Source organism: Oceanobacillus massiliensis str. N'diop, from assembly GCF_000285495.1.
Taxonomy (GTDB): domain Bacteria; phylum Bacillota; class Bacilli; order Bacillales; family Amphibacillaceae; genus Oceanobacillus; species Oceanobacillus massiliensis.
This window is the reverse complement of record NZ_HE610977.1, coordinates 233530-236916: the sequence shown is the minus strand read 5'-3', so window position 1 is coordinate 236916 and position 3387 is coordinate 233530. Positions and strand designations below refer to the sequence as shown.

3 protein-coding genes are annotated in these 3387 nt (G+C 42.8%); all 3 read left to right on the top strand.

The annotated features are described in order from the left end of the window. The first annotated feature begins 145 nt into the window (after positions 1-145). Positions 146-1429 (top strand): cell division protein FtsA, encoded by a 1284-nt coding sequence (ftsA, locus tag OMHG_RS06770; RefSeq protein ID WP_010649462.1) that lies wholly within the window; start codon positions 146-148, stop codon positions 1427-1429. A gap of 91 nt (positions 1430-1520) precedes the next feature. After that, positions 1521-2669 carry a cell division protein FtsZ gene (gene ftsZ / locus OMHG_RS06765; protein ID WP_010649461.1) on the top strand — a complete coding sequence of 383 codons (1149 nt, stop codon included), beginning with the start codon at positions 1521-1523 and terminating at the stop codon, positions 2667-2669. Positions 2670-2946: 277 nt separating this feature from the next. Then, the gene (locus tag OMHG_RS18995; RefSeq protein WP_237566159.1) at positions 2947-3222 is read left to right on the top strand and encodes a DUF799 domain-containing protein; all 276 of its coding nucleotides are present in this window, start codon (positions 2947-2949) and stop codon (positions 3220-3222) included. Positions 3223-3387: the final 165 nt, after the last annotated feature.

The following is a 3387-nucleotide window of genomic DNA, read 5'->3' as shown; positions in this document are numbered from 1 at the left end:
ATTCATTTTAATGCAGAATAACCTATATTTATTTTATTTTTTTATTGATTTCCTATAAAATAGTAGATTATACAATATATAAAAAGCAGTAGATAGAAACATTATTGAAAAGGACGGATGTTTCTTAATTGGGAGGTGCCTTTCGTTGAACAATAGTGAAATATTAGTTAGCCTTGATATAGGTACAACAACAATTAAAGTAATTATTGGAGAAGTTTTGAACGATTCATTGAATATTATTGGAGTTGGAACTGCAAAATCAAATGGCATGAAAAAAGGTGCCATAGTTGACATTGATCAGACCGTACAATCGATCAGAAGTGCAGTTGAACAGGCTGAACGTATGGTAGGGATGCATATTGAAAGAGTTGTTGTAGGGATTAATGGAAGCCATATCCAGCTGCAGCCCTGTCACGGTGTTGTAGCAGTCCAGAGTGAAGATCGTGAAATTGGTGATGAGGATGTCACCCGAGTGATCGAAGGGGCGCAAGTGATTTCCATCCCTCCTGAGAGGGAAATCATCGATGTGATTCCAAAACAGTTTATTGTGGATGGACTGGATGAAATTACCGACCCGCGTGGAATGATAGGTGTCCGGCTGGAAATGGAAGGAACTATTATCACATGCTCCAAAACAGTCTTACATAACATACTTAAATGTGTGGAACGTGCACACTTGGAAGTGTCGGATATTTGTCTTCAACCGCTATCAGCAGGAACCATCGCTCTTTCAAAAGATGAAAAAAATATGGGTGTTGCATTAATAGATGTTGGAGGCGGCTGTACTACTGTCTCTGTTTTCGAAAATGATCATCTTGTTTCCACCAGTGTCGTAAGCTTGGGCGGAGATAATATCACCAAAGATTTATCGATTGGGCTCCGCACTTCAACAGAAGAAGCGGAAGATATCAAATTAAATTATGGACATGCTTTTTATGACAATGCGCAAGAAGAAGAAACCTTCGAAGTTTCCACAATAGGCAGCAATACGAAGCAGACCTATAACCAGTTGCAGTTATCTGATATGATAGAAGCAAGGCTCGAAGAAGTTTACGCATATGTGGACAGGGAGCTAAGAAAAATGGGCTATAATGATCTGCCAGGCGGCTATGTTCTCACAGGTGGAACAATCGCAATGCCAGGTGGTCTGGAACTTGCTCAAGACCTGTTTCGCTCCAATGTACGTGTTGCCATCCCGGATTACATAGGTGTAAGAGAACCGCAATTTACAGCAGGTGTTGGAATTTTGCAGTTTGCTTATCGTAATGCCAAGATACAGGGGAAAGAATTGTTCCCGTCTGTAGCAATAGACACGAATGAACCGAAACCAAAAAGACAGCATAAACAAGCAAAAGAAAAAAATGAAACGAAAGAAAATAAGAAAAAAGACTCGGGATTTGCTAATTTATTTAAGTATTTCTTTGATTAATATTAAAAGGAACCAAGCTAGGGTGACATAACTTTGTGCTTGTGATTAGCTTCCGGAATTTTAGTAATTTGCAAATTAGGAGGAAAGAAATATGTTGGATTTTGATACAAATATGGAAGAATTAGCAACTATAAAAGTCATCGGGGTTGGCGGTGGTGGTAACAACGCTGTAAACCGAATGATTGAACACGGTGTTGAAGGTGTGGAGTTTATTTCTGTAAACACGGATGCACAAGCATTGAATCTATCAAAGGCAGAGTCTAAAATCCAAATCGGCGGTAAATTGACGCGTGGCCTTGGTGCCGGTGCAAATCCTGAGGTTGGAAAAAAGGCTGCCGAGGAAAGCAAAGAGCAGCTGGAAGAGGTATTGAAGGGTGCGGATATGGTCTTTGTTACGGCAGGTATGGGAGGCGGTACAGGAACTGGAGCAGCTCCTGTTATCGCTCAGGTTGCTAAAGACTTAGGTGCACTGACTGTGGGAGTAGTAACTCGTCCATTTTCTTTTGAAGGAAGAAGACGTTCCACGCAGGCAATCTCAGGGATTGATACACTTAAGGGCAGTGTGGATACACTTATTGTTATTCCGAATGATCGATTGCTGGAGATTGTTGACAAAAACACACCAATGCTTGAAGCCTTCCGTGAAGCGGATAATGTCTTAAGACAGGGTGTTCAGGGGATTTCGGATTTAATCGCTAAACCAGGTCTTATTAACGTAGACTTTGCCGATGTTAAAACCATTATGTATGATAAAGGTTCTGCGCTAATGGGAATTGGTATCGCTACAGGAGAGACACGTGCAACAGAGGCTGCCAAGAAGGCAATCTCCTCTCCATTGCTTGAAACATCGATTGATGGAGCGCATGGTATCTTAATGAACATCACTGGCGGAACAAATCTGAGCCTTTATGAAGTACAGGAAGCAGCTGATCTTGTAACTTCTGCTGCAGATAAAGAAGTCAATGTCATTTTTGGCTCGGTTATCAATGAGAATCTGAATGATGAAATCGTCGTTACCGTTATTGCAACAGGATTCGATGAGTCTGTTCAAAAACAGGAGCCGAAGCACAAACAGTATCGTCCAATGGCTGGCCATAATCAGCATGCGGCAACAAAAGCTACTGAAGAGCCTGTTCAGCGTGAACAGCAGCAACAGCAGCAATCACAGCCTCGGGCCAGACAAGATGATGATGAACTGGACATTCCTACATTCTTAAGAAACCGCAATCGGAATAGATAATATCAGTTTGTTAATGTAATAGGGCTGACCAAACAGTACAGATTAAGTACTCGTTTGGTCAGTCTTTTTTGCGTACGCCCCCGGTTGAAGGAAAATATGACGTTTTCGATCAATTTCCTCAAAATCATTTAAGGTTTTTTCATAGGTATATAACGATAACTGCTTCGGCCTATTTCCACTCCGGACAGTCGATTTCCGCGGCGGGCGCTCTCAGCTTCCTCGGAAGAAACCCACTTCCTGCGGGATCTTCAGCTGTTGCTTTTCCCGCGGTACCTTCTTGGCTTCTACCAACCATCTCAAATTATTAATGACTTTATTCTATAAAGAAGGTCAGTCAGTAAATGCGATAACTGCTTCGGCCGATTTCCGCTCCGGGCAGTCGCTTTCCGCGGGCACCGCTTCAGCTTCCTCGGAAGAAACCCACTTCCTGTGGGATCTTCAGCTGTTGCTTTTCCCGCTGGAGTCGACTGCCCTGCGCTCCAATCAATCTCAAAGAAATTTATTTAGAGATTTAATAGTTAAATATGATAAGATGTTGAACCACTCAACATAACGGAGGAAATACACGGAGACTCCTGCGGGAAAGCGAAGACGTTAAGACCCCACTAGATGCACCTGCGTCTTCCAGTTTCGCTTCGAAGCAGACTTCCTCGGTGCAAGGGAGCAAGGAAGCAATCGCAAGTAGTACCCTGGCTTAGCGCGAGCCCGCGGAAAGCGC